This window comes from Paraburkholderia sp. RL17-380-BIE-A, from assembly GCF_046028085.1.
GTDB lineage: Bacteria > Pseudomonadota > Gammaproteobacteria > Burkholderiales > Burkholderiaceae > Paraburkholderia.
Genome location: NZ_JARESQ010000011.1, coordinates 97355 through 120552, shown reverse-complemented (window position 1 = coordinate 120552; position 23198 = coordinate 97355). Strand labels below are relative to the sequence as shown.

The 23198-nt window shown below is 63.0% G+C and carries 26 protein-coding genes; 13 read left to right on the top strand and 13 right to left on the bottom strand.

Annotated features, from left to right (window positions below):
- Window positions 1-24 precede the first annotated feature (24 nt).
- On the top strand, window positions 25-759 hold the full coding sequence (locus P0D68_RS19950) for an RNA polymerase sigma factor FliA (RefSeq protein WP_091798030.1): 735 nt from the start codon (window positions 25-27) through the stop codon (window positions 757-759).
- Between the two features lie 75 nt (window positions 760-834).
- Here P0D68_RS19950 and P0D68_RS19945 read toward each other — a convergent pair whose 3' ends face one another.
- The 5 genes from P0D68_RS19945 to flgA all read right to left on the bottom strand — a co-directional run bounded on the left by P0D68_RS19945 (window position 835) and on the right by flgA (window position 4336).
- Window positions 835-1239: a type II toxin-antitoxin system HicB family antitoxin gene (locus P0D68_RS19945; RefSeq protein ID WP_091798033.1), complete on the bottom strand. Its 405-nt coding sequence runs from the start codon at window positions 1237-1239 to the stop codon at window positions 835-837.
- Window positions 1236-1418 carry a type II toxin-antitoxin system HicA family toxin gene (locus P0D68_RS19940; RefSeq protein WP_408181601.1) on the bottom strand — a complete coding sequence of 61 codons (183 nt, stop codon included), beginning with the start codon at window positions 1416-1418 and terminating at the stop codon, window positions 1236-1238. The genes P0D68_RS19945 and P0D68_RS19940 overlap by 4 nt, the downstream gene beginning before the upstream one ends.
- A 319-nt stretch (window positions 1419-1737) precedes the next feature.
- On the bottom strand, window positions 1738-2184 hold the full coding sequence (locus P0D68_RS19935; protein WP_091798039.1) for a flagella synthesis protein FlgN: 447 nt from the start codon (window positions 2182-2184) through the stop codon (window positions 1738-1740).
- Between the two features lie 94 nt (window positions 2185-2278).
- Window positions 2279-2632 carry a flagellar biosynthesis anti-sigma factor FlgM gene (gene flgM / locus P0D68_RS19930; protein ID WP_408299840.1) on the bottom strand — a complete coding sequence of 118 codons (354 nt, stop codon included), beginning with the start codon at window positions 2630-2632 and terminating at the stop codon, window positions 2279-2281.
- A gap of 201 nt (window positions 2633-2833) precedes the next feature.
- Entirely contained in the window at window positions 2834-4336 is a 1503-nt protein-coding gene (gene flgA, locus P0D68_RS19925; RefSeq protein ID WP_408299842.1) for a flagellar basal body P-ring formation chaperone FlgA, read from the bottom strand.
- A 217-nt stretch (window positions 4337-4553) separates the two neighbouring features.
- Here flgA and flgB point away from each other — a divergent pair, with 217 nt between their 5' ends.
- The 12 genes from flgB to flgL all read left to right on the top strand — a co-directional run bounded on the left by flgB (window position 4554) and on the right by flgL (window position 16971).
- Window positions 4554-5048, top strand: coding sequence for a flagellar basal body rod protein FlgB (gene flgB, locus P0D68_RS19920; RefSeq protein ID WP_091798048.1), 495 nt, complete (start codon window positions 4554-4556; stop codon window positions 5046-5048).
- 96 nt (window positions 5049-5144) lie between these two features.
- Window positions 5145-5570 carry a flagellar basal body rod protein FlgC gene (gene flgC / locus P0D68_RS19915; protein WP_012434707.1) on the top strand — a complete coding sequence of 142 codons (426 nt, stop codon included), beginning with the start codon at window positions 5145-5147 and terminating at the stop codon, window positions 5568-5570.
- Window positions 5571-5580: 10 nt separating this feature from the next.
- A complete protein-coding gene (locus tag P0D68_RS19910; RefSeq protein ID WP_091798051.1) occupies window positions 5581-6300 on the top strand; it encodes a flagellar hook assembly protein FlgD in 720 nt (239 codons plus the stop codon).
- Between the two features lie 43 nt (window positions 6301-6343).
- Window positions 6344-7855 (top strand): flagellar hook protein FlgE, encoded by a 1512-nt coding sequence (locus tag P0D68_RS19905; protein ID WP_091798054.1) that lies wholly within the window; start codon window positions 6344-6346, stop codon window positions 7853-7855.
- 20 nt (window positions 7856-7875) lie between these two features.
- Window positions 7876-8634, top strand: a complete 759-nt coding sequence (gene flgF, locus P0D68_RS19900) for a flagellar basal-body rod protein FlgF (protein WP_091798057.1) — start codon at window positions 7876-7878, stop codon at window positions 8632-8634.
- Window positions 8635-8663: 29 nt separating this feature from the next.
- Window positions 8664-9452 carry a flagellar basal-body rod protein FlgG gene (gene flgG, locus P0D68_RS19895; protein WP_011490205.1) on the top strand — a complete coding sequence of 263 codons (789 nt, stop codon included), beginning with the start codon at window positions 8664-8666 and terminating at the stop codon, window positions 9450-9452.
- Window positions 9453-9488: 36 nt separating this feature from the next.
- Window positions 9489-10187 (top strand): flagellar basal body L-ring protein FlgH, encoded by a 699-nt coding sequence (flgH, locus tag P0D68_RS19890; protein ID WP_408181827.1) that lies wholly within the window; start codon window positions 9489-9491, stop codon window positions 10185-10187.
- 2 nt (window positions 10188-10189) lie between these two features.
- Window positions 10190-11374 carry a flagellar basal body P-ring protein FlgI gene (locus P0D68_RS19885; protein WP_408299845.1) on the top strand — a complete coding sequence of 395 codons (1185 nt, stop codon included), beginning with the start codon at window positions 10190-10192 and terminating at the stop codon, window positions 11372-11374.
- 12 nt (window positions 11375-11386) lie between these two features.
- The gene (flgJ, locus tag P0D68_RS19880; protein ID WP_408299847.1) at window positions 11387-12385 is read left to right on the top strand and encodes a flagellar assembly peptidoglycan hydrolase FlgJ; all 999 of its coding nucleotides are present in this window, start codon (window positions 11387-11389) and stop codon (window positions 12383-12385) included.
- A 336-nt stretch (window positions 12386-12721) separates the two neighbouring features.
- Entirely contained in the window at window positions 12722-13495 is a 774-nt protein-coding gene (locus P0D68_RS19875; RefSeq protein WP_408299948.1) for a flagellar brake protein, read from the top strand.
- Between the two features lie 268 nt (window positions 13496-13763).
- On the top strand, window positions 13764-15737 hold the full coding sequence (flgK, locus tag P0D68_RS19870; RefSeq protein ID WP_408299849.1) for a flagellar hook-associated protein FlgK: 1974 nt from the start codon (window positions 13764-13766) through the stop codon (window positions 15735-15737).
- Window positions 15738-15747: 10 nt separating this feature from the next.
- On the top strand, window positions 15748-16971 hold the full coding sequence (gene flgL / locus P0D68_RS19865) for a flagellar hook-associated protein FlgL (protein WP_091798066.1): 1224 nt from the start codon (window positions 15748-15750) through the stop codon (window positions 16969-16971).
- 445 nt (window positions 16972-17416) lie between these two features.
- On the opposite strand, the gene P0D68_RS19860 is transcribed toward flgL, so the two are convergent.
- From P0D68_RS19860 to fliM, 8 genes are all read right to left on the bottom strand, one after another.
- Window positions 17417-18046: a type VI secretion system amidase effector protein Tae4 gene (locus P0D68_RS19860; RefSeq protein ID WP_408181587.1), complete on the bottom strand. Its 630-nt coding sequence runs from the start codon at window positions 18044-18046 to the stop codon at window positions 17417-17419.
- A 3-nt stretch (window positions 18047-18049) separates the two neighbouring features.
- Complete coding sequence (locus tag P0D68_RS19855; RefSeq protein WP_408299851.1) at window positions 18050-18595, bottom strand: PAAR domain-containing protein; 546 nt, start codon at window positions 18593-18595, stop codon at window positions 18050-18052.
- A gap of 489 nt (window positions 18596-19084) precedes the next feature.
- Window positions 19085-19867 carry a flagellar biosynthetic protein FliR gene (fliR, locus tag P0D68_RS19850; protein ID WP_091798075.1) on the bottom strand — a complete coding sequence of 261 codons (783 nt, stop codon included), beginning with the start codon at window positions 19865-19867 and terminating at the stop codon, window positions 19085-19087.
- 37 nt (window positions 19868-19904) lie between these two features.
- On the bottom strand, window positions 19905-20174 hold the full coding sequence (gene fliQ, locus P0D68_RS19845; RefSeq protein WP_011490196.1) for a flagellar biosynthesis protein FliQ: 270 nt from the start codon (window positions 20172-20174) through the stop codon (window positions 19905-19907).
- 77 nt (window positions 20175-20251) lie between these two features.
- Window positions 20252-21097, bottom strand: a complete 846-nt coding sequence (fliP, locus tag P0D68_RS19840) for a flagellar type III secretion system pore protein FliP (RefSeq protein ID WP_091798078.1) — start codon at window positions 21095-21097, stop codon at window positions 20252-20254.
- Entirely contained in the window at window positions 21097-21708 is a 612-nt protein-coding gene (fliO, locus tag P0D68_RS19835; protein WP_408299854.1) for a flagellar biosynthetic protein FliO, read from the bottom strand. The genes fliP and fliO overlap by 1 nt, the downstream gene beginning before the upstream one ends.
- Window positions 21705-22169, bottom strand: a complete 465-nt coding sequence (fliN, locus tag P0D68_RS19830) for a flagellar motor switch protein FliN (RefSeq protein WP_091798085.1) — start codon at window positions 22167-22169, stop codon at window positions 21705-21707. The genes fliO and fliN overlap by 4 nt, the downstream gene beginning before the upstream one ends.
- Window positions 22162-23160: a flagellar motor switch protein FliM gene (fliM, locus tag P0D68_RS19825; protein ID WP_091798088.1), complete on the bottom strand. Its 999-nt coding sequence runs from the start codon at window positions 23158-23160 to the stop codon at window positions 22162-22164. The genes fliN and fliM overlap by 8 nt, the downstream gene beginning before the upstream one ends.
- Between the last annotated feature and the right edge of the window lie 38 nt (window positions 23161-23198).

The window sequence follows — 23198 nt, the reverse complement described above, 5'->3', positions numbered from 1 at the left end:
CGGCACAAGGACAAGGGGAGCACGATGTATAACGCTCAGGGAAAGATTTCCCAAGCCGAAGTTCTGACCAAGTACGCACCGCTCGTGCGTCGCCTCGGCTTGCAGCTCGTCGCGAAGATGCCGGCGAGCGTCGATCTCGACGACCTGATCCAGGCCGGCATGATTGGACTTCTGGACGCGGCGAGCCGCTACAAGGAAGACCAGGGCGCGCAGTTCGAGACGTATGCCAGCCAGCGGATTCGCGGCGCGATGCTCGACGAATTGCGCAGCAACGACTGGTTGCCGCGCAGCTTGCGGCGCACCTCGCGCGAAGTGGAAACGGCGGTGCACAAGGTGGAGCAGAATCTGGGCCGCTCAGCGAGTGAAACGGAGATTGCCGAACACCTGCAAATGCCGCTCGATGAGTATCAGTCGATGCTGCAGGATCTGCATGGCAGCCAGCTGATCTATTACGAAGACTTCGACCGCTCGGCGGACGACGAGCCGTTCCTCGACCGCTACTGCGTCGATCATTCGGACCCGCTGTCGGCGCTGCTCGACGACAGCCTGCGCTCGGCGCTGGTGGAGGCGATCGATCGCCTGCCGGAGCGCGAGAAGCTGCTGATGTCGCTGTACTACGAACGCGGCATGAACCTGCGTGAAATCGGCGCGGTGATGGAAGTGAGCGAATCGCGAGTGTGCCAGTTGCACAGCCAGGCCGTGGCCCGTTTGCGCACGCGCTTGCGCGAGATGGCTTGGGCGAACGCCGAGGCAACCTGAAGCGCGGGTTCAGTGTTTCAACGCGCGAGCAATTCGCCAGGTGAGCGGCGGGACTGAACCCCGGCCGCTTCACACCTAAGCCATTTCATGTTCCGCGGCGAGCGCCAGAAAGGCCGAGCGCGACATGCCACGTGTCTGGGCGTAAGTGTCGATCTCCTGAACGAGCACCTCAGGCAGTGAGATATTGATACGCACCGCCTTCTTCAAGGCGGGAATATTCCGGGTGGCGACGAATCCCCACGCGAAACCCGTGTACTCGGGATTGCGCTGATGCTCAGGGAGCGTGAGTCGCGCGGGAATCGGCAAGCCCTCGTCGAGCAGTACGTCCAGATGTGCCTCGATAGCTTCTTTCGCATTCGCGTAGGCTTCTTCCAGCGTATCGCCCGCGGCGTAGCAGCCGGGAATGTCGGGCACGACAACGCCGAACGCGTGATCCTCGTCGCCCGATTCAATCGCGATCGGGAAAATCAGGTTTTTCATTTCAGGCCCGCCTGTTTCAGGATGCTGTTCAATGTGCCGGGCGGAAGATCTTGCTTTGGGTGCGGGATGGTCACGAGACCGGATCTTGCCGCGTGACGGAAATGATGGTGGCTGCCCGATATGCGGATCAGCCGCCAACCAGCCGCTTGAATCAATTTGACGACCTCGGCACTTTTCATACTGCGCTCCTCGAATCATACACACGATTACACAACCTCGCTAGGGGGTAGCTTTCCGCCGATACGCGTCCGGGCAGCCTTAAAAAAGCTTGGGACGGCGGGGAGAATCAGTAAGGGGAAGAAGTGATTTCAACGCGGCCAGGAGATTCGCGCCACCTGGCCGGATGGCTAACGCGTGGCTGAAGAAGTCGGGCACGCGCAGAGGAGAGGCCTGAAATGCAAAAAGGGCTCGTCAAAGACGAGCCCTCGAACTGCTGATTGCAAACCACCTGTTTCGACCGGACCCGCGGGTCAGGCCATGCGGGTCGAGCGACAATCTTTAAACGGCGGGACGCGCCGGAATGCGGCCATCCGGGCCATAAAAACCGACTTTCTGCGGCACGGCCACTTGCAGCGCCGTCAGCGCCCGCTGGTTGTAGTCCATCCGCACGCGGATCAGTTCACCGTTGCTGGTGTTGTTCCGTCGCGCGCGTTCGGCGGCCTTTTGCAGCAGCGACCATTGTTCGGCGACGCGCGCGTCGGCGCTGGCCGCGAGTTCCATGCCGGGCCAGCCGGCGGGAAAGCCCATCTCGGCGAGCAATCCGTCACGCGTGGTTTCGAGCCTCGCGAGCACGCCGATCAGTTCGGTTTTCTGCTCGACGATCGGCGGCAGCAGTTCTAGCGGCGACAAGGCGGTGAGCGCCTTGGTCTCGAGCGTCAGAATCGAGGCGAACGCCTCGACGGCCGAATATTCTTCGACGAGGGTGGCAAGCAGGGCGTCTTTCATCTCAACAACTCGCTGAACACGGCGGCTCGCGCATGCTTCGCGAGCCGGGTTTGTCGAATGCCGCCCGGCACTTCACCGTACTTCGATGCGTCGATCAGTTGCCGGTCGACGAGGTTTTGCTTTGCAACAGTTCGCGCGCGGTGTTCAGCACGCCGTCGGCGATCTTGCCGGAATCGATCTTCAGCGAGCCGTCCTTGATGGCCTGCTTGATCGACTCGACGTGCGCCGTGTCGATGTCGGCCGAGCCGGACGCCGCGAGACTGCGCAGATGCTGCGACAGACCCGACAGGCTGACGCTGGCGTCGCCCGAACCGTTGGTGGTGGCCGGCGAGCTCGTGCCCGCACTCTGCGCGTTGCTGTTCGCGGTCGTCGCATCGCTTTGTTGCGAGCGGGACAGGGCGTCTTTCAACGTCGGCAGATTCGAATTGGTTGTGGAATCGACTTTCACGATTGGCTTCCTGAACGATTTGATCCTTATAACGGCTACCGCTGATCAAAACTTTAGCGCAGTCGATCCAGGCGTTACCTTTCCTTACATCTCGAACCAACCCCCTCGTGGGTCCGATTTCTGTGCTGTCCGTCGTGCCGCCCGCGCAAGCCGCAACGGGCATTGAGCGATGAACCGGCACGGCGTGCGCGTCGCGGCGTTTCACAGCTGAATCTCCACGGTCGAGCCGTCTTTCACGATGCCGGAAATGATCTGGCCGTTGGCCGTCTTGACCCGCACCTGCTGGCCCGGAGACGCGTTGTTCATCGCGCTGCCTTCCGCCGAAATCGCGAAACCTTCGCCCGCCGCGACAACCCGCACCGTCTGTCCGATCGACACCGCCGACGCGCTTTTCAGCATGTCACGGCGCAGCGGCATGCCGCCGGCGACCCGCGTGAGCGTGACCGAGCCGACCGCCTGCGAAGGGTCCGTGACGATGGCTTGCGGCAAGCCGGTCAGGTCGCCGTCGCGCGCGACGAGATCGGCGGCAGTGAGCACTTCGCCTGGCGCCATGGCACGGGCGGCCAGATAGTAGGTGGCGTGCAGCGAGATGCGCGCCTGCAGATAAATGGTCCACGGACGCTCGCCCGCGCAGCGCACGCCAACGGTCATGCGGCCCCACAGACGCGCGCCGCTCGGCATGAACGGCTCGAGCGTCGAACATTGCGCGAGACCGCGCGGAAACGCCGGCGCCACGGTGATGTCGACCTTGCCGGGCAAGCCGGCGGATTGCTGTTGCAGGAAACCGAGCGCGGCGCTGCGGATCGCTTCCGGATCCTGCTGGCCGGGCAGCGGCAGAGCCTGTGCAAGCGTCGCGGGACGCAGATTCTGTTGGGCGACGGCAGGTGCGACAGGCCGCGTCGCCGACGCACGCGCAATCGCCGGCGCAGCCGGGACAGCAGCCGGAACGGCGACCGCCCTGGTCACGATCGGCTTGCCGTTCGCGCCTAACTGCGGCGGCTCACCGCGTGAAGCCAGGCTGTCGAAGACCGCCGACGCCGACGCGCCGGCGGCCGCGGCGAGCGGCGCGTTGGCGGCCACCGGCTGGACGCCCGCGGTTTGCCGTGCGCTGTTTAACTGCGGTGCGGGCGTCACCACGAAGGGCACCACCTGACGCGACCCCGGCACCACGTTGACTCTTGCGACAGCGTCCGCCCTATTGGCGCTGCCCGGCGCGGGAATCGTCACGACACCGTTGGCGTCGGGCTTGAAGTTGGTGCGAATCATTTGCGGCGCGGCCGGTGGTTCGCCCGCGCCTGGAATGACGATCGAGCCGCTCGCATTGGCGGCACGCGTGAATGAATCGGCGTCGCGAGCCGTCGGACCCGGCGTGAGCGACTGCGCGGTGGCGGCGGCCAGCGTGGCAGCGGAGCCGGCGCGCTTCGCGGGCGCCGCCTGCATGTGCTCGGCCAGATCGGCGAGCGCGGCCGGATTCTTTTCTCCGGGTCCGGGAATCACGATCGGGCCGCCCGCTTCCTGAGCCTGGCCGCTGGCCGGCAGCAGCACGATGCCGCCGGCGACCCACACCGTCAGACTCACCGCGAGGCGAGTCAGGAGACGCGAGACGGCCCGCGCGGCACGCCGTGCGGCGTGAGCGCCCGCACCGACGCGATGCGCCGCCGCGCGGTTTGCGCGGTGCGTCGGATCGAAGGTGGGCTGGTCCATCGTGTTTCTCCATCGAATGCATCGGTACGCCTTGCATTCTAGTGAGCGCCCCCTTTGCGCAAACGTTGAATAGAAGCCCCCTTTCCCGGTTATTCGTCCGATTGCCGCTTGCGTTCGGCCCATAAGATGCACCTCATGCAAAAAGGTCTTCCCGCCTGGCGCAGTCCTCTCGCGAGGCACGCATGGGAAGCCTCGGGAACGTTCTCCGGAGATTCTTATGCTGGACAAACTCGATGCCGAATTCGCCTTTGGCCGTGAAGCGCTCGATGTGCGCGCCTACCGGCAGGAGCTGCTGTCGTCGAATATCGCCAACGCCGATACCCCCGGGTACAAGGCGCGCGACGTCGACTTCGCCTCGTCGCTCGCCGGCGCGCTGAAGAAGGCCGGCGGCAGCGCCGGCACCGCCGCGTCGAACAACTCGACGCTGGCCATGACGCAGCCCGCGGGCGTGACGAGCGGTATGTCGATGGCGTCGACCGCGCCGGGCCATATGGCCGGCAAATCGACGCTGACGCCAACCGGCGGCACGTCCGACGACTACGGCAATCTGCAGTACCGCGTGCCGACACAACCGGCGCTCGACGGCAACACGGTCGACATCGACACGGAGCGGGTGCAGTTCGCGGATAACACGCTGCACTTCGAATCGGGCATGACGGTGTTGTCCAGCCAGATCAAAACGATGCTGTCGGCGATCCAGTCGGGCTCGTAAGAAGCCACGGCGACAGACTCAGCGGTACGCAAGAACAATCGCTACGGGAATTAACTTGAAACCGGCTCAACCCGGTGGGAGAGAGGTCAGGAAACCATGCCATCCCTGATGAACATTTTTGGTGTTGCAGGCTCCGCGATGTCCGCGCAGTCGCAGCGGCTCAACGTGACGGCGTCGAATCTCGCCAACGCGGACAGCACGACCGGCCCGGACGGCCAGCCCTATAAGGCCAAGCAGGTCGTGTTCGCGGTCAGCCCGCTCGGCGGCGCGCGCACGGCTTCCGGCCAGCAGGTCGGCGGCGTGCAGGTCACCGGCGTGGTCGACGACCCGACGCCGATGAAGACCGCCTACGACCCCGGCAATCCGGCCGCGAATTCGGACGGCTACGTCACGTTGCCGAACGTCGATCCGGTGCAGGAAATGGTCAACATGATTTCGGCCTCGCGCTCGTACCAGGCCAACGTCGAGACCCTGAACACCGCCAAGACACTGATGCTGAAAACGCTCACGATCGGAACCTGAGGAGAGCTCCTTGACCACCAACACCACCATCGGCAGCAGCGGCACGAACGTGTCGCAAACGCTGCTCGATACGATGAACGGCACGAACAGTGCCTCGAGTTCCACGAGCTCGACGGGCAGCACCTCGGGCACGTCGGCGACGGATCTGCAGAACACCTTCCTGCAATTGCTCGTCGCGCAGTTGAAGAACCAGGACCCGACCAATCCGATGGACAGCTCGCAAATGACCTCGCAGCTGGCGCAGATCAACACGGTCTCAGGCATCAGCCAGTTGAACACGACGCTCAGCTCGCTCGCCACGCAGATGTCGGCAGGCCAGCAGTCGCAAGCGGCGCTGCTGATCGGCTCGACCGTGCTCGCTCCGGGCAGCTCCGTGTCGGTCGCGAGCGGCAAGGCCGGCGCGTTCGGCGTGCAGCTCGCCAACTCGGTGGGCGATCTGCAGGTCGTCGTGAAGAACTCGGCGGGCACGATCGTCAACACGATCGACCTGGGCAAGCAGTCGGCCGGCACGATTCCGGTGGGCTGGACGCCGACCGATACGGCCGGCAATACGCTGCCGGACGGCACTTACACGATCAGCGCGGTCGGCACGATCAACGGTCAGCAGGCCACGGCCACCACGCTCACGGGTGCGACGGTGCAAAGCGTCGTCATGCAGAACGGTGCGCCGGGCCTCGTGCTCTCGAACGGCTCGACGGTCGGCCTGACCAGCGTCGCCGCCATCCTCTGATTCAGATTCAGTCAGTCACGACTTTCCAGATACGGAGACCGTCATGGGTTACCAACAAGGTTTGAGTGGTTTGTCGGCATCGTCGAGCGATCTCGATGTGATCGGCAACAACATTGCCAACGCGAATACGGTTGGCTTCAAGAGCGGCGCCGCGCAATTCGCCGATATGTACGCCAATTCCGTGGCGACGGCGGTGGGCAACCAGGTCGGCATCGGCACGAAGCTCGCCGAAGTGCAGCAGCAGTTCTCGCAAGGGACGATCACGAGCACCAACCAGGCGCTCGACGTCGCGATCAACGGCAACGGCTTCTTCCAGCTGTCGAACAACGGCTCGCTGGTGTACTCGCGCAACGGCGTGTTCCAGCTCGACAAGAACGGCTACATCACCAACGCACAGGGCCTGCAACTGATGGGCTACGCGGCGAACAGCTCGGGCATCATCAACACCGCGCAGACCGTGCCGCTCACCGTGCCGACCGCGAACATCGCACCGCAGGCGACCACCAAGATCGTCGCGGGCCTGAACCTGAACGCGCAGGATCCGCTGATGCTCGGCACGCCGACCGTCACGCCGACGCTCGCCGGGGGCAGCACGCTCACCACGCCCGGTGCGACCATCACGAACACTGCGTCGGGTACGAACAACGACAACTACACCGTCAACTTCACGAGCCCGACGACCTACACAGTGACCGACACGACGCTCGGCACGACGTCCGCCGCCGCGACGTACACGGCGGGCTCCGCGATCTCGCTGGGCAACGGCCAGACCATCACGTTCAACGGCACGCCGGCGACCGGCGACAGCGTCGCGATTGCGCCGACACCCGTGGCGTTCAACCAGAACAGCTCGTCGACGTACAACTACTCGACCAGCACGACGGTCTATGACTCGCTCGGCGGCTCGCAAACGGTCAACATGTACTTCGCCAAGACCTCGGCCGGTACGTGGAACGTGTACGCGGGCACCTCGACCGGCACGGCGAGCCTGATCGGCCACGCGAACTTCAACTCGTCGGGCACGCTGCTCGGCACGACGACCGCGGCCGGCGTCGCAACCACCACGCCGTTCGCCTACAACTTCTCGATCCCGACCACCGACGGTTCGTCGACGCCGCAGAACCTGACGCTGAACATCGCCGGCACGACGCAGTACGGCGGCAAGGACGGCGTGAACTCGCTGCAGCCCGACGGCTACGCAGCGGGCACGCTGACGAGCTTCACGATCGGCGCCGACGGCACGCTGACCGGCAACTATTCGAACCAGCAAACCGCGGCCCTCGGCCAGATCGTGCTGGCGAACTTCTCGAACCAGAACGGTCTCGTGAACCTCGGCAATAACGAGTTCCAGCAGACCTCGCAATCGGGCGTCGCGCAGATTTCGGCGCCGGGCTCGACCAACCACGGCGTGCTGCAAGGCGGCGCGGTGGAAAACTCGAACGTCGATCTGACGAGCGAACTGGTGAACCTGATCACCGCGCAGCGCAACTATCAAGCGAACGCGCAGACGATCAAGACCCAGCAGACCGTCGACCAGACCCTGATCAACCTGTAAGCGACCGGGACCCACCCATCATGGATCGGCTGATCTACACCGCGATGTCGGGCAGCACGCAAGCGCTCGAACAGCAGGCTATCGTCGCGAACAACCTGGCCAATGCATCGACCACCGGTTTTCGCGCGCAACTGGCGACTTTCCGTGCCGTGCCGATGTCGTTCGGCGACGGCAGTTCGATCAACGACAACACCACCCGCACCTTCGTGCTGTCGTCGACGCCGGGCGCGGACTACACGCCGGGGCCGATCCAGCAGACGGGCAACCCGCTCGACGTGGCGATTCAAGGGCCGGGCTGGCTGGCGGTGCAAACCACCGACGGCGGCGAGGCTTACACGCGTGCCGGCAATCTGCATATCGACGAAAACGGCCAGCTGGTGAACGCCACCAATCAGGTGGTGCTCGGCAACGGCGGCCCGGTGTCGGTGCCGCCGGGCGCGCAAATCACTATCGGCAAGGACGGCACGGTGTCCGCGCTGACGCCGGGTGATCCGCCCACCGCGGTGGTGACGGTCGATCAGCTGAAGCTGGTGAATCCGGATCCGCAAACCATGACGCGCGGCGACGATGGTCTCTTTCGCACCGGCGACGGCAACGCCGCCGACGCCGACCCGACCGTCACGCTGGCGCCGGCTTCGCTCGAAGGCAGCAACGTGAATCCGGTCAGCGCGATGGTCTCGATGATCACCAATGCGCGTCAGTTCCAGATGCAGACCAAGCTGCTGGAAAGCGCCGACAAGAACGACCAGTCCGCCAACCAGCTGCTCAGCTTTAGCTAATGGGCGCTTAGGCGCCTTGGAGAAGAACCATGAATCGCTCACTCTACATCGCCGCCACCGGCATGAATGCGCAACAGGCGCAGATGGACGTGATCTCGAACAACCTTGCGAACGTCAGCACCAACGGCTTCAAGGGCTCGCGCGCGGTGTTCGAGGATCTGCTGTATCAGACCATCCGCCAGCCGGGCGCGAATTCGACGCAGAACACCGAACTGCCGTCCGGCATCCAGCTCGGCACGGGCGTGCAGCAGGTCGCCACCGAGCGTCTGTACACGCAGGGCAACCTGCAGCAGACCGGCAACTCGAAAGACGTCGCCATCAACGGCCAGGGCTTTTTCCAGGTGCAGATGCCCGACGGCACGACCGCCTATACCCGCGACGGCTCGTTCCAGACCAACGCGCAAGGCCAGCTCGTGACTTCGAGCGGCTACCAGGTCATTCCGGCGATCACGATCCCGAACAACGCGACGTCGCTCACCATTGGCAGCGACGGTGTGGTGTCGATCACGGTTGCCGGCTCGACCAACAGCCAGCAGCTCGGCTCGATGCAGATCGCGACTTTCATCAACCCGGCGGGCCTCGATGCGAAGGGTGAAAACCTGTTCGCGGAAACCGCTTCGTCGGGCGCGCCGAATGTCGCGCAGCCGGGCCTGAACGGCGCCGGCACGCTGAATCAGGGCTACGTGGAAGCATCGAACGTGAACGTGGTGCAGGAACTGGTGAACATGATCCAGACGCAACGCGCTTACGAAATCAACAGCAAGGCCGTGACGACCTCCGACCAGATGCTGCAGACCCTGAGCCAGATGCAGGTTTAAGGCTCGAGGGACTGGAATTAACAGGCGGTAATCATGATGTCGCACTTCACTCGCAATCCGGTTCATTCGCGCACCGCTCAGGCGCTCGCGCAGCTCACGCTGCTCGCCGCCCTGGGTGGCTGCGGCCTCGTGCCGAAGCAGCCGATCACGCAGCAACCGATGACAGCGCTGCCGCCGATGCCGCCTTCGGCGCAGTCGCCGGGCTCGATCTACAACCCGGGTTATGCGGGCCGGCCGCTGTTCGAAGACCAGCGGCCGCGCAATGTCGGCGACATCCTGACGATCGTGATCCAGGAAAACGTCAACGCAACGAAGTCGTCGGGGGCGGGCGTCAATCGCAGCGGCAACACCAACTTCGACGTACCGACTGCCGGCTTTCTCAGCGGCCTGTTCGGCAAGGTCAACCTGAGTGCGAACGGCGCCAACAAGTTCGCCGCAACAGGCGGTGCGAATGCATCGAACACGTTCAGCGGCGTGATCACCGTCACCGTGACGGGCGTGCTGCCGAACGGCAACCTGATGGTGAGCGGCGAGAAGCAGATGCTGATCAACCAGGGTAACGAGTTCGTGCGCTTTTCCGGTGTGGTGAACCCGAACACGATCTCCAACCTGAACGCCGTGTACTCGACCCAGGTCGCCGACGCGAAGATCGAATATTCCGCGAAGGGCTATATCGACGAATCCCAGAACATGGGCTTCCTGCAGCGCTTCTTCCTCAACGTGTCGCCGTGGTGATCATGCGTACCGTCTTTTCCCGCACCCGCCTCGCGCGATTCGCCGGCTTCGGCCGCGTGCTCGCCTTCGTCGCGCTCGCCTGCGCGGCGCTGCCGGCGGTGACGCCTGCCCACGCCGAACGTCTGAAGGACCTCGTGCAGATCCAGGGCGTGCGCGACAATCCGCTGATCGGCTATGGCCTCGTCGTCGGCCTCGACGGGACGGGCGACCAGACCACCCAGACGCCGTTCACCACGCAGACACTCGCCAACATGCTGGCGAACCTCGGCATCTCGATCAACAACCAGGCGGCCGGCTCCAGCAATTCGCAGTCGTCGCTGTCGAACATCCAGTTGAAGAACGTCGCCGCGGTGATGGTGACGGCGGTGCTGCCGCCGTTCGCGCGTCCGGGCGAAGCGATCGACGTCACCGTGTCTTCGCTCGGCAATGCGAAGAGCCTGCGCGGCGGCACGTTGCTGCTCACGCCGCTGAAGGGCGCCGACGGCCAGGTGTATGCGCTCGGCCAGGGCAATCTCGCGGTCGGCGGCGCGGGCGCCAGCGCGAACGGCAGCAAGGTGCAGGTGAATACGCTCGCTGCGGGCCGCATTGCCGGCGGCGCGATCGTCGAACGCGCGGTGCCGACTTCGGTGTCGCAAGCGGGCACCATGCAGCTCGACCTGAACGAAATGGACTACGACACCACGCAGCGCGTGGTGGCAGCGGTGAACAACGCGTTCGGCGGCGGCACGGCGACCGCGCTCGACGGCCGCACGATTCAACTGCGCGCGCCGAGCGATCCGGAGCAGCAGGTCGCCTTCATGGCGCAATTGCAGAACCTCGACGTCAAGCCGGCGCAAGCGGCCGCGAAGGTGATCCTGAACGCGCGCACCGGCTCGATCGTGATGAACCAGATGGTCACGCTGCAGAACTGCGCGGTGGCGCACGGCAATCTCTCGGTCGTGATCAATACGCAGCCGGTGGTGAGCCAGCCGGGCGCGTTCTCGAACGGCCAGACGGTGGTCGCCAAGCAGTCGCAGATCCAGATGAAGCAGGACAACGGCGCACTGAAGCTCGTGACCGCCGGCGCCAATCTCGCCGAAGTGGTGAAGGCGCTCAACGCATTGGGTGCGACGCCCGCGGATCTGATGTCGATCCTGCAGGCGATGAAAGCGGCGGGCGCTTTGCGCGCCGACCTGGAAATCATCTAAGGAAGACACAGGATGAATTCGGATACGACCAATTCCGCCGCTTCGGCGAACGACCTGACCCAGCGCTTCGCGCTGGACGTGCAGGGTTTCGCGAAGTTGAGCGCTCAGGCCAAGGCTTCGCCGCAAGCCGGCATGAAGATGGCCGCGCAGCAGTTCGACGCGGTGTTCACGCAAATGATGTTGAAGAGCATGCGCGACGCGACCCCGCAAGACGGTCCGTTCGATTCGCACGACAGCGCCACCTTCACGTCGATGATGGATCAACAGTTGTCGCAGCAGCTTTCGCAAAAGGGCATCGGCGTGGCCGACGCCATGCTCAAGCAGATGATGCGCAATCAGGGCATGCAGGTGGGCGGCGGCGCAAATGGCGCGGGCGGCCTCGCCGGCATGGCCAACGCATTGGGCGGCGGCAGCGGCGGCGACGAAGGCCAGACCGCGGCGCTCAATGCGCTCGCCAAGGCCTACGGCAACGCTCAGGCCAATGGCCAGTTGGCGATGGGCAAGGGCTACTCGGCCAACAGCGCGCTCACACCGCCGCTCAAGGGCGACGGCACTTCGCCGAAGGTCGACGCATTCGTCGACAAGCTCGCCGAGCCGGCCCAGGCGGCCAGCGCGGCGACCGGCATTCCGGCGCGCTTCATCATCGGTCAGGCCGCGCTCGAATCGGGCTGGGGCAAGAGCGAGATAAAAAAGGCGGACGGTTCGACCAGCCACAACGTGTTCGGCATCAAGGCGACCAAGGACTGGACTGGCAAGACCGTGTCGACGGTCACGACCGAATACGTGAACGGGAAGCCGCAGCGTGTTGTCGAAAAATTCCGCGCGTACGATTCGTATCAGGAAGCCATGACCGACTACGCGAGCCTGCTCAAAGGCAATCCGCGTTATGCGCAGGTGATCAATTCGGCGCACGACGTGAACGGTTTTGCCAATGGCATGCAACGCGCCGGTTACGCCACCGATCCGCATTACGCGAAAAAACTGATGTCCATCATGCAGAAAATGGGCTGATCCACGCCCATGCGGTTTGAATCAGCCGGGCATTGAATCGAAATAAACGCCATGCACGCGACGGGGCCAGGTGCATAACAAGACGGAGACGGCCGGCTGCCCATGGGCGGCCGGTCCACCCGCGAAAGGCGTGAGGTGTGTTTAACGTTTGCGCAAATAATTCATGGCACGCCCCTAAATTTTGGCCGGACGCTGCCGCTAATGAGTTAGACCCAATACCGGAAAACGTTGTAATGTCCGGTTTGATGCGCGTGCTGCGGCTTCGAGGAAGACCGCGTGAAAGCCCTGCCAGGAGCCTTGGCACGCGCCCGCAAGAACAAGCATACCGGCAAGCCCATGGATACTACCCAGTTGAACGGCCAGACCGACACACCCGGCCAGCTGCACGCAGCGACCGACGAAGGCGTCAACGATTTTGGCCGGCGCAATCCGCTGGAGATTGGCGTTCAGTTGCGCAATCTCGTCAATCGCGGCGATTTCCTCACCGTTCAATACGCAGGCGGACAGCTCGTCACGCGTCTGCTTGAGGTCGACGTGCGCGGACGCACTTTCACGTTCGATTGGGGCGCACTGTCCGATCAGAACCGCGGCCTGCTCGGCGCACCCGGCTGCCAGTTCCATGCGCAGCCGGATGGCGTGCGCGTAGAGTTCGCCACCACCACACCGCGCGAAACCCGTTTCGAAGGACTGCCCGCATTCGAGGCCGACTTCCCCGAGGTGCTGTTCTACGTGCAGCGCCGCGAGTATTTCCGCGTCGATGCGCCGATTCTCGATCCGTACATGTGCACCGGCCGTTTGCCCGAAGGCGATACGTTCCGCTTCGAAGTGCACGACCTCTCGCTCGGCGGCGTCGGCATGCGCACTACCGACGAACGCGTGGCCGAATTGCCGATGGGCACGCGCCTCATGGATTGCGAATTGTTGCTCGGCGCGCTCGGCCGGCTCTCGCTCGATCTGCAACTCGTGTCGCATCGCTCCACGGCGCTGCCGAACGGCACGCAGCGTTACCAACTTGGCTTCCGTTTTCTGGCGCTGCCGGGCAGTGCGGAAAACACGCTGCAACGTCTGATTACGCAACTCGAAATGAAGCGCCGTTCGCTGGTGCGCTAACTGAAATGCTGGATCACCGGTGCGTGAGCGGGACTGCTCGCGCACCGTTCGCTTGCCGTTCATCACCCTTGCTTCATCACCCTGTTTTTCGCGCCGTCCGCATGCTCATGCGCGACGAGTGACGAACCCGGCAGGCTAGCCTCGCAAACGTTGAAACAAACGTCGAACACACATCGGAATGACCTCAATTTTTCCCTGTTGAGGCCGTTAAACAGAATGTTCAAGTAACGCGGCGGCATGTGTACGGTGTCGCCCTTCAGGATGACGCATGTCCAATCTCATCAATCTCGGCCTCAGTGGACTGAACGCAGCCCAGTGGGGACTCACGACGACCGGCCAGAACATCAGCAACGCGTCGACGCCAGGCTATACCATCGAAACGCCGGTGTACGCGGAAAGCGGTGGCCAGTACACGGGCTCGGGCTATTTGCCGCAAGGCGTTTCGACCACGACCGTCACGCGCCAGTACAGCCAGTATCTGACTACCGAGCTGAACAACGCGCAGAGCTCGGGCAGCTCGCTGTCGACGTACAACACGCTGATTTCGCAGCTGAATAATCTGATCGGCAGTCCGACTGCGGGGATTGCGAGTGCGATCACCAGCTATTTCACCGGCTTGCAGAACGTCTCGAACAATGCGTCGAGTCTGGCTACGCGTCAGACCGCGATGAGCGGCGCGCAGACGCTGGTGAACCAGATCAACGCCGCGGGTCAGCAATACGACGCGCTGCGCCAGAGCGTCAACACGCAGCTCACCAATACCGTGTCGCAGATCAACAGCTACACGCAGCAGATCGCGCAGCTGAACGGGCAGATCTCCCAGGCCAGCACGCAGGGGCAGCCGCCCAATCAGTTGCTGGACCAGCGCGATCTCGCCGTGTCCAACCTGTCGCAACTGATCGGCGTGAACGTCGTCAACAGCAACGGTAGCTACAGCGTGTTCATGAGCAATGGCCAGCCGCTCGTGTCGTCCAACAACAGCTACGACCTGGGCACCGCGCCTTCGACCGGCGACACCAGTGAACTGTCCGTGCAATATCTCGGCCAGGCCGGCGCAAACCCGGCGGCGGCGCCGCAGAACCTGCCCGACAGCAAAATCGACGGCGGTACGCTCGGCGGCCTGCTCGCGTTCCGCAGCCAGACGCTCGACCCGGGCGAGGCGCAACTCGGCGCGATTGCCGTAAGCTTCTCCGCACAGGTCAACGCGCAGAACAGCCTGGGTATCACGCTCGCGGGCGCGCAGGGTAGCGCGTTGTTCTCGGTGAGCGGCCCGACGGTCTATGCGAACACGCAGAACACCGGCAACGCGTCGCTGAACGTGTCGTTCGCGAACCCCGCGCAGCCGACCACCGGTGATTACACGCTGGCCTACAACGGCACCACTTACACGCTGACCGACAATTCGACGGGCAGCGTGGTAGGTTCGGCGACCAACCTGAGCCAGCCGATCAACGGCCTGAATTTCTCGACCACCGGCACGATGAACGCCGGCGATTCGTTCACGGTCGAGCCGACCCGCGGTGCGCTGAACAGTTTCGCGACCGCCACGACCGACGCATCGGCAATCGCCGCCGCGGCGCCGGTGCTGGCCAACGCCGTGGCGAGCAACACCGGCACCGGCACGATTACGCAGGGCACGGTGACGGCCGGCTACACCATGCCGAATTCGACCACCACGCTGTCGTACGACGGCACGGGCCTGTCCGGCTTCCCGGCCGGCTCGACGGTGACGGTGGCCGGTTCGCCCGCCACCACGTATACGATCGCCAGCGCGGCGACCGTGGTGCCGTATTCGTCGGCCACCGGCGCCACGCTCACGATCAACAACGCGACCCTCGGCCAGATGAACAACGTGTCGGTGACGATCAGCGGCGCACCCGCTGCCGGCGACAAGTTCACCATCGGCCCGAACACCGGCGCCACCAACGACGGCCGCAATGCGCTGGCGTTGTCGAACCTGTCCACCGCGAAAGCGATGTCGGGCGGCACGGTCACGCTGACGGGCGCGTATGCGAACTACGTCAACCAGATCGGCAATCAGACCAACCAGATCCAGACCTCGAGCACGGCGCAGAGCTCGCTGGTGACGCAGATCACCACCGCGCAGCAGTCGGTTTCAGGCGTGAACATCAACGAAGAAGCAGCCAACCTGCTTCAGTATCAGCAGCTGTATCAGGCGAACAGCAAGGTCATTCAGACCGCGCAGACCCTGTTCCAGACGATACTCGGCATCTTCCAGTGAGGCGTTGACAATGCGCATCTCCAGCACGCAGTACTTCAACATGAACGTCGCGACGATGAGCGATCAGCAAGCTCAACTGTCGCAGTTGTACGCCGAGATCTCGAGCGGTGTGAGCCTCTCCACGCCGTCGGACAATCCGCTCGGCGCGGCACAGGCGGTGCAGTTGAGCTCGACGGCGACGACCCTGTCGCAATACACGACCAATCAGGGCACCGCGCTGGCGTCGCTCCAGCAGGAAGACACCACGCTCGGCAGCGTCAACACCGTGCTGCAAACCATTCATACGCTGGTGCTGCGCGCCGGCGACGGTTCGCTGAACGACGGCGACCGCGGCTCGATCGCGACGCAGCTGCAAAGCTTGCGCAGCCAGCTGATGACGCTCGCCAATTCGACCGATCCGCAAGGCAACTACCTGTTCGCCGGTTATCAAAGCAGCGCGCAGCCGTACACCACGAACTCGGCCGGCGTCGTGACCTATTCCGGCGACACTGGCACGCCCGGCGTGCAGATTACCGACTCGCACGTCGTGCAGACCGGCGACAACGGCATTTCGATCTTCGGCAGCGTGGCGCCGATCGGCACCAATTCCGTGCCGGCCGCGACGACGGGTAACACCGGTACGGGCGTGATCAGCTCCGTGAGCCTGAACAACCCGACCGATCCGACCAATGCGGACAAGTACTCGATCAATTTTTCGTCGGCGACCACCTACACCGTGAGCCAGACCGATCCGGCTACCGGCGCGGTGACCACGAGTGCGCCGCAGGCGTTTACCGCCGGTTCGGCCATCACGCTCGGCGGCCAGTCGGTGTCGATTACCGGTGCGCCGAACGCCGGCGACAGTTTCACGGTGACGCCGGCCACGCAAGGCAGCATGGACGTGTTCGCCAATCTGAGCCAGTTGATCACCACGTTGCAGACGCCGGTGTCGGGCGGCGCCTCGACGGCCAGCTTCCAGAGCGCGTTGACTACCAGCATGGCCCAGCTCGAGAACACGATGAACAACGTCGTGACGGCGCAAGCGGCTGTGGGTGGTCGCGAGCAGGAAGTGCAGGCGTTGCAGACGGTCACGCAGACCAACACGCTGCAGACCTCCAGCAACCTGGCGGATCTGACGCAGACCGACATGGTCAAGACGATCGGCAAATACACGATGACGCAGGCTGCGCTGCAAGCGGCGCAACAGGCGTTCGCGAAGATTCAGAACATCTCGCTGTTCCAGTACCTGAGCTGATAACACGAGCGGTCTGAAACGCAGAAGGGCGCAAACCGGTGTGAATCGGTTCCGCCCTTCTTCTTCTTGGAGTGCGCTGCATTGCGCAGTCGGTGCTTGCACCGGCCCAAGCGATGGAAAACCTAAAAACCTGCTGAGATGTAGTCAGTCGAGTAGAACGCGACCATCAAGATTGATAGGCCAAACAACCAACCAGCCCATTTCGAGGCGGACCAGCGCTTCCATGCAACCGAATTGACGAGGCCCAGGAGCACGGCCGGCCCCAACAGGTATGCGAGAAGAAGCGCCGTATCCCACGACGAGACAGCGCATTTGCCGAGCTCATGGCACCTGGCCATGGATTTATCGGCATGATGTGGCCATTGGTTGTGACTGAAGGCATATAAACATGCCCATGTCAGGAATAGACCGCAAAAACAGCCGGCCAACGAGACACCAATGCGCTTCACTTGATCTCCCAGAACAGGATCGATTTTGAGCCACGCAGGTCGGAGTAACTCACCTCCGAAGCTACGGTTGCACCCTGCCGAAACGACTGGATACCCACGTAACGCCCAATAGTCGCTACGCCGTCAAAGAAGCCGCTGATCGTCAGTCGTGAACCGTTCCAAAGATCAATGTGCCCACCGCTTGCAGTGCCTACGCTTTCGCCTTCGCGCGTCCAATAGCGCGAAAACTGAATGATGCCGGTGCGGCCCTTGACCTTTGATTCCCAATCCGCGCCCGTTATATCTTCCGCCTTCGGGAGCCCTGCAAACGGACGCAGCTGCAACCACTTGCCCAATTCGTCGGCTCGCGTCGCGGTAGCTTTGCCATCAAGCATGATCCGCCCAATGGACGATTGACCCGAGAGCGGTTTAACCCATCTCTGTGAAAATGACTTCATTTCGACGCCGACCCGGTGGAATGTCACACTCATCCGAATAGCGCATTGGTCGCGATAAGCTGGATTATCGTAGGGATCGCCCGATGGATAGTGATCCCACAACTCCTGAAAAGTCAGTGCCTTCAGTTGCACTTCCTTGATCGAATTCGGCGTCGAATTGGTTTCTACCTCGGTCGTTTTATTCGGCATTGGTCAGGACCCTTCCTGTCTCGCAAGCGCTGCATCGCCCCAATACACTTTGTAATGGGTGACTGCTTCGGCGTGGACACGTGGCAGATAACCGTATTCGTCAAGCCGCCCGGATATAGTGCTGCCGTTGGCCGATTCGATGAAGTACGGATAGCCTTCGAGGCTCGCCACCGTCGTCGCGACGCTCACCTGTTCGTCATAGATGCCCTTTGCCAGAGCCGAATTGTCGATAGGGGATACGACACGGCTCGCGGCCACAGTGATGTCGTCAGTCCAGTAGAAACAGCCAGGATTGAGGCTGGCCATCACATGGTTGAGTCCGCATGGACACAACACCAGATCGCCTTCGACAACGCCGGGCTGTCCCCTGTAGCACCGGCGCGTAGCCGTGCCGACTATCCTGAACACGCCCTTGCAATTGCCGCACGTTGCTTCGTCGCCATCCAGTGCGAACGGCTTGCCTTGGTCCATCATGTGAGTGGCCGAACCGCCAATGACGACGCCGCCTGTCGTTGTCGGGCTGCCTTGCACCACGAGCGCCTTACGCATGGATCTCGTCTCCCTCGAAGCACGCGAGCCTGTACGCCGGCCCACCGAGTGTCGTAATCCGACACGTCGTTTCGTTCCTTTCGCTTCCCGGCATTCTCAATGTCTCCCGTATGAAATGAGCCAACGTGGATGGGATTCGCGTGCGGTCGTTGAGCGCACCTATCCCGCAATCCATTTCGGCGAATCACAGAGGGATTAGGTATCCGACAAGTCCGAAAAAATGGATATTTCTGTAACGATTTGTGGATGCCTGATGTGGGCCAACTGAGCAACGCAGACAGGGTGATCTTCTCGGAAGCGTTGAAGTCGCGACCTAAGACGGCAACCTTTCCTGCTACCGCGGACGCCGTTGCAATACCGCACGCGAAGCGAATCGCTTCAGTTCGGATTGCACGCGAAAAAACGCCCGCTCTGGGCGGGCATGAAGATTAGCGACTCGCTACAACGTGTCGACGCAAAGGCCACGTAGCACCCTTAGTCAAAACTTCACTACCTGAACCCCGCCGCCACGCGCCCCATCTGATCGAGGCCAACGTCGAAGAGCCGTATGAAGAACGGAATCATGTTCGGGGTCATCAGTTGCAGAAGCAGCATGCCGATCAGCATGGTGAGCGGGAAGCCGATCTGAAAGACGCCGATCTGCGGCGCGGCGCGATTCAGAATGCCGAGCGAGAGGTTGGTGATAAGGAGCGCGACGACCACCGGCAGCGACAGCAACAGCCCTGCTGAAAACACCGTGCTGCCGAAGTTCGCCAGCGTGCGCCAGCCCGGCGCGCCGAGAATGTTCGCCGATACCGGCACCGACTGGAAGGTGGTGAGCAGCGCGCTGATCATCTGCAAATGGCCGTCGATCACCAGAAACACCAGCATCGCGATGGTGTTCATGTAGCTCGACAGCACCTGGCTCGAACTGGCCGCTTGCGCGTCGAAGAACGTCGCGAAGCCGAGGCCCATGCCGAGACCGACGAAGTCGCCGGTCGCGCTGATCGCCTGAAACACGATCTGCATGGTGACGCCGAGTGCGATGCCGATCAGGAACTGGTTGACGATGATCCACACGCCTTCGGCGGAAAACACCGTGACCTGCGGCAGCGCGCCGAGTGTCGGCGCGACGATGATCGTGACGAACGCCGCAAGGCCGATCTTCACGCGCATTGGCAGCGAACGGTTGCCGAGCACCGGTGCGGTGGCGACCAGCGCGAGAATGCGCACGAACGGCCACAGGAACGCGGTGAGCCAGGCGTTCAGTTGCGCGTAGGTGACGGAAAACATCGCGGTGGGGAAGGGGAGGTCGAGACCGGCGCCGCGCTCAGTTGACGAGCGTCGGAATGTTGGTGAGCGTCTGGCGCAGGTAGTCGAGCATGGTCGTCAGCATCCACGGTCCGGCGATCACCATCGTGACGGCAATCGCGAGCAGCTTGGGAATGAACGACAGCGTGCTTTCGTTGATCTGCGTGGCGGCCTGAAACAGGCTCACCACCAGACCGACCACCAGCGCGACCAGCAGCAACGGCGCGGCAAGCAGCAGGCCGACATACATGGCCTGGTGCGCGAGCGTCATGACGGATTCTTGATTCATGGCGATAGGACCGGAAGCGTGAAGGGCGCGAGGGGCGGTGAAAAAACGCGGTAAAAAAACGCGGTTAAAAAACGCGGTTAAACGAAGCTCTGTGCCAGCGAGCCGAGCAGCAACTGCCAGCCGTCGACCAGCACGAACAGCATCAGCTTGAACGGCAGCGAAATGGTCGCGGGCGACACCATCATCATGCCCATCGACATCAGCACGCTCGCCACCACCATGTCGATGATCAGGAACGGGATGAAAATCGTGAAGCCGATCTGGAAGCCGGTTTTCAATTCGCTCGTCACGAACGAAGGCACCAGCAGCGACAACGGTACATCTTCCGGACCCTGCATCGGCGCGGCGTGTGAAATGCGGGCGAACAGCGCGAGGTCGCTTTCGCGGGTCTGGCGCAGCATGAACGTCTTGAAGGGCGCGAGGCCACGGTTCACCGCGGTCTCCATCGGCATCGTGCCGTCGGAGAACGGCTTGTAGCCGTCGGTGTAGGCCTTGTCGAGCACCGGCGACATGACGAACAACGTAAGGAACAGCGCGAGCCCCACGAGCACCTGGTTAGGCGGCGTCGTGGTCGTGCCGAGCGCCTGGCGCAGCAGCGAGAGCACGATGATGATGCGCGTGAAGCTCGTCATCATCAGCACCATGGCCGGCAGGAACGACAGCATCGTGAGCAGCAGCATGGTCTGCACACTCAGCGAGTACGTCGTGCCGCCGTTCGGGCCGGGGCTCGTGTTGAAGGCCGGCAAGCCGGCCGTTTGCGCGAACGACAGGGTCGGCAGCGCGAGCATCAGCGCCGCCAGTACGACGGGCGCAACGGGGGTGACGCGGCGTAGAGCGTGCACAACCACGGGAATCACTTTCGAAGCGGTGCTGGACATGCGAGCGGATTGCGCGTGACGCGCCGAAGAAAGACTGAACTGCATTACCGAACCTCGCCGCCTTGCCCGTTGAAACGTTTGCCCACTTCGCCTTTCAATGCATCGCGAAAGCGTTGGCCGAAAGTGCCGGGCAGTGCCGTACCGGTAGCCGGCGTGCTTGCCGGACCGGCTTGCGACGCGCCGAGCGCATCGACGGCGGCCGAACCGGCCGGCATCGTGTGAAGCAGACGTACGTTGCCGGGCGCCGTGCCTAGCACGAGCCACGTATCGCCGATCTCGACCACCGCGACGCGCTCCTTGCCGCCGAGCGAGGCGCCGCCGATCGTTTTCACGAGGCCGCCGCGGTTCGCCGGCTGCAAGCCGAAGCGGCGTGCGAGCCATGCGCAAGCGAACACCAGACCGATCACGACCAGCAGGCCGACGATGGTTTGCAACACCGCGCCGACGCCGAGCGCCGGAACCGCGCTACCCGCACCGACACCCGAGGCGATTTTCGCGGCATTGTTGACCGCGTTCATGTCCGCCGCGCCAGCCGCCGACGGTGTGAGCAACATGAAGATCGACGCCGGGGCGGATAGCGCCACCGCGACGTTGGCAGCCAGTGCGGCGCGAATCGGAACAGTGCGCGACGCGGCGCGACCGGCTACGCGTTTCATCGATTCAACTTCCGGATGCGTTCGGACGGCGTGATGATGTCGGTCAGGCGGATACCGAACTTGTCGTTCACCACCACCACTTCACCCTGCGCGATCAGACAGCCGTTGACCAGCACGTCCATCGGCTCGCCCGCCATGCCGTCCAGTTCCACCACCGACCCCTGTGCGAGTTGCAGCAGGTTGCGGATCGCGATCTTGGTGCGGCCGAGTTCGACGGTCATCTGAACAGGAATGTCCAGGATCATGTCAATGTCGTTGCGCGTCGAGGTCGGCTCGACTTTCGACAACGGCTGGAACACGCCGGCCGTCGTCGCACTGACTTCCGAATTGTCGTTCTGCTCGGCCAGCGCGCTCGCCCAGTCCGCCATGGCCGCTTCGTCTTCGGCCGCGGCTGCGTCGGCGGCCAGTTGCGGTTCGCCAGCGGCCAGCTCGGCCTCGGTTTTTGCGTTCAGGTCACTCATATCCACCTTCCTTCATCGTGTCGGCTGCGCTGATCATTTTCTGGACCCGCAACGCGTACTGACCATTGAAAATTCCGTAGCCGCATTCCATCACCGGCACGCCATCGACTTTCGCCGTGATGTGTTCGGGGATGTTGATCGGCAGAACATCGCCTTTGCGCATGTTCAGGATCTGTTCGAACGTGACCGGCACCTGCGCGAGGTCGGCGGTCAGTTCCACTTCCGCGGCCTGCACCTGCTGCGACAGCACGCGGACCCAGCGGCGGTCGACTTCGAGCGCCTCGCCCTGGATCGGCGACGAAAGAATGTCGCGGATCGGTTCGATCATCGAGTACGGCATGCAGATGTGCAGCGTGCCGCCCGTCGTGCCGAACTCGATCGAGAACTGCGTGACGATGACGATTTCGTTCGGCGTCGCCACGTTGGCGAACTGCGTGTGCATTTCCGAGCGCACGTATTCGAATTGCAGCGGGCGCACGCTTTTCCACGACGCCGTGTAGTGCTCGAACGTGAGGTTGAGCAGCTTCATGATGATGCGCTGCTCGGTCTGCGTGAAATCGCGGCCTTCGACGCGGGTATGGAAACGGCCGTCGCCGCCGAACAGGTTGTCGACCACGAAGAACACCAGGTTCGGGTCGAACACGAATAGCGACGTGCCGCGCAACGGCTTCACATGGACCAGATTCAGGTTGGTCGGGATCGGCAGGTTGCGCGTGAATTCGCTGTACTTCTGCACCTTCACCGGACCGACGGAGATTTCCGCCGAGCGCCGCATGAAGTTGAAGATACCGACGCGCAACAGCCGCGCAAACCGGTCGTTGATGATTTCGAGGCCAGGCATCCGGCCGCGGACGATGCGTTCCTGCGTCGCGATGTTGTAGGGCCGTACGCCCACACGCTCGCTTTGCTCGGCTTCCGAATCGGACTCGCCGGTTACGCCCTTGAGGAGAGCATCGACCTCCTCCTGGGACATGAACTCTTCGTGGCCCATTCCTTATTCCTCGTGCGTCCCGTGGCGGTTGATGATGG

Excerpts from the sequence above, each read along its gene's own strand:
- P0D68_RS19950 (WP_091798030.1), top strand. The coding sequence starts at position 25 with ATGTATAACGCTCAGGGAAAGATTTCCCAAGCCGAAGTTCTGACCAAG.
- P0D68_RS19945 (WP_091798033.1), bottom strand. The coding sequence starts at position 1,239 with ATGAAAAACCTGATTTTCCCGATCGCGATTGAATCGGGCGACGAGGAT.
- P0D68_RS19940 (WP_408181601.1), bottom strand. The coding sequence starts at position 1,418 with ATGAAAAGTGCCGAGGTCGTCAAATTGATTCAAGCGGCTGGTTGGCGG.
- P0D68_RS19935 (WP_091798039.1), bottom strand. The coding sequence starts at position 2,184 with ATGAAAGACGCCCTGCTTGCCACCCTCGTCGAAGAATATTCGGCCGTC.
- flgA (WP_408299842.1), bottom strand. The coding sequence starts at position 4,336 with ATGGACCAGCCCACCTTCGATCCGACGCACCGCGCAAACCGCGCGGCG.
- flgB (WP_091798048.1), top strand. The coding sequence starts at position 4,554 with ATGCTGGACAAACTCGATGCCGAATTCGCCTTTGGCCGTGAAGCGCTC.
- flgC (WP_012434707.1), top strand. The coding sequence starts at position 5,145 with ATGCCATCCCTGATGAACATTTTTGGTGTTGCAGGCTCCGCGATGTCC.
- P0D68_RS19905 (WP_091798054.1), top strand. The coding sequence starts at position 6,344 with ATGGGTTACCAACAAGGTTTGAGTGGTTTGTCGGCATCGTCGAGCGAT.
- flgF (WP_091798057.1), top strand. The coding sequence starts at position 7,876 with ATGGATCGGCTGATCTACACCGCGATGTCGGGCAGCACGCAAGCGCTC.
- flgG (WP_011490205.1), top strand. The coding sequence starts at position 8,664 with ATGAATCGCTCACTCTACATCGCCGCCACCGGCATGAATGCGCAACAG.
- flgH (WP_408181827.1), top strand. The coding sequence starts at position 9,489 with ATGTCGCACTTCACTCGCAATCCGGTTCATTCGCGCACCGCTCAGGCG.
- P0D68_RS19885 (WP_408299845.1), top strand. The coding sequence starts at position 10,190 with ATGCGTACCGTCTTTTCCCGCACCCGCCTCGCGCGATTCGCCGGCTTC.
- flgJ (WP_408299847.1), top strand. The coding sequence starts at position 11,387 with ATGAATTCGGATACGACCAATTCCGCCGCTTCGGCGAACGACCTGACC.
- P0D68_RS19875 (WP_408299948.1), top strand. The coding sequence starts at position 12,722 with ATGGATACTACCCAGTTGAACGGCCAGACCGACACACCCGGCCAGCTG.
- flgK (WP_408299849.1), top strand. The coding sequence starts at position 13,764 with ATGTCCAATCTCATCAATCTCGGCCTCAGTGGACTGAACGCAGCCCAG.
- flgL (WP_091798066.1), top strand. The coding sequence starts at position 15,748 with ATGCGCATCTCCAGCACGCAGTACTTCAACATGAACGTCGCGACGATG.
- P0D68_RS19860 (WP_408181587.1), bottom strand. The coding sequence starts at position 18,046 with ATGCCGAATAAAACGACCGAGGTAGAAACCAATTCGACGCCGAATTCG.
- P0D68_RS19855 (WP_408299851.1), bottom strand. The coding sequence starts at position 18,595 with ATGCGTAAGGCGCTCGTGGTGCAAGGCAGCCCGACAACGACAGGCGGC.
- fliR (WP_091798075.1), bottom strand. The coding sequence starts at position 19,867 with ATGTTTTCCGTCACCTACGCGCAACTGAACGCCTGGCTCACCGCGTTC.
- fliQ (WP_011490196.1), bottom strand. The coding sequence starts at position 20,174 with ATGAATCAAGAATCCGTCATGACGCTCGCGCACCAGGCCATGTATGTC.
- fliP (WP_091798078.1), bottom strand. The coding sequence starts at position 21,097 with ATGCAGTTCAGTCTTTCTTCGGCGCGTCACGCGCAATCCGCTCGCATG.
- fliO (WP_408299854.1), bottom strand. The coding sequence starts at position 21,708 with ATGAAACGCGTAGCCGGTCGCGCCGCGTCGCGCACTGTTCCGATTCGC.
- fliN (WP_091798085.1), bottom strand. The coding sequence starts at position 22,169 with ATGAGTGACCTGAACGCAAAAACCGAGGCCGAGCTGGCCGCTGGCGAA.
- fliM (WP_091798088.1), bottom strand. The coding sequence starts at position 23,160 with ATGGGCCACGAAGAGTTCATGTCCCAGGAGGAGGTCGATGCTCTCCTC.